Source organism: uncultured Fibrobacter sp., from assembly GCF_937877005.1.
In the GTDB taxonomy this organism is placed as follows: Bacteria; Fibrobacterota; Fibrobacteria; order Fibrobacterales; family Fibrobacteraceae; genus Fibrobacter.
This window is the reverse complement of sequence record NZ_CALEFV010000037.1, coordinates 1-1,114: the sequence shown is the minus strand read 5'-3', so window position 1 is coordinate 1,114 and position 1,114 is coordinate 1. Positions and strand designations below refer to the sequence as shown.

The window sequence follows — 1,114 nt, the reverse complement described above, 5'->3', positions numbered from 1 at the left end:
CATATCGATGTCCGCATCATTGCCGCAACAAACAGAAACCTGCAGCAAGAGATTGCCGAAAAGCGTTTCCGCGAAGATCTCTATTACCGTCTGAACGTGATTCCCATGCAAATCTCGCCACTACGCGACCGCAAAGAAGACATCGAAGATTTGGCGAATTACTTCATCCAGATTTACCAGGGTTCCGGCGAAAAGTTTACGCTTTCAAGCGCCGCCCTCCGTAAGCTCCAGGAATACGACTGGCCGGGCAACATTCGCGAACTTGAAAACGTCATCCAGCGCGCCCTCTGCTTTACAAGCGCAGGCGCCCTACAGCCCGAAGACCTTCACATCGATACCGTGAGCCCCACCACCTCGGCAAGCGCAATCAAGCCGAATTCAAGCAACTCTCAAGCAAGCGATTCTTCCGAGAGCACCCCGGAAAACACCTCTGCATACGAAAACTTCAGGCAAATGCAACTGGCACAGGAGCGCGATTTCTTGATCAAGAAAATCCGCGAATGCAATGGTTCCGTGCGCGAAGCCGCACAAAAACTCGGGTTATTCCGCACCGCCCTCTATAACCGCCTTAAACATTTGAATGTTGACGTAAAAAAGATGTAAAATGTGTAATGTGGAATGAGATTTCTCACCTCACACTTCACATTAAACATTGTATTTACCCTTCGGTCCAGTCTAGCAGACCTCTAGCTCGTGCATCGCTTGCCCGCTCGCAACGGGCGAATCCTTTTTCGATGACCATGATTCGGTCACAATACTTTTCGGCGTACTCCACAGAATGCGTTGACACTAGAATCCCCATGTCTCGCTCTTTCGCCAACTTTTGCAAAAGCGTGAATAGCTTGCGGCTGCGAGGAATATCCATAAAGGCATTCGGTTCGTCGAGCAGCAGCACGTTTACCTGCTGCGCCAAATACACGCGGCTCCGTTCCCCATCGCTGAGTTCCGTAAGCCAGCGGTCTTTAAACTTTTCGATTTCAAGCAAGGCCAGCGCTTCACTCACAAAGCTTTCATCTTCCTGGTTACGCCCATCGAAAAGGCCTGCGTAAGGCATACGGCCAAGTCCCACGAATTCGCGAACATTCATGCGGTCGCATACCACACCACCCATGCG

Annotated in this window: 2 protein-coding genes; one reads left to right on the top strand and one right to left on the bottom strand. The window is 50.9% G+C overall.

All coding sequences use genetic code 11. The features are described 5' to 3' along the window. Positions 1–603 (top strand): sigma 54-interacting transcriptional regulator (locus tag Q0628_RS01990; protein ID WP_298767900.1); only part of this gene is annotated, 603 nt, incomplete at its 5' end. A gap of 55 nt (positions 604–658) precedes the next feature. Here the strand turns inward: Q0628_RS01990 and Q0628_RS01985 are convergent. Then, positions 659–1,114, bottom strand: a 456-nt coding sequence (locus Q0628_RS01985; protein WP_298767899.1) for an ABC transporter ATP-binding protein, incomplete at its 5' end; no start/stop codon positions are given.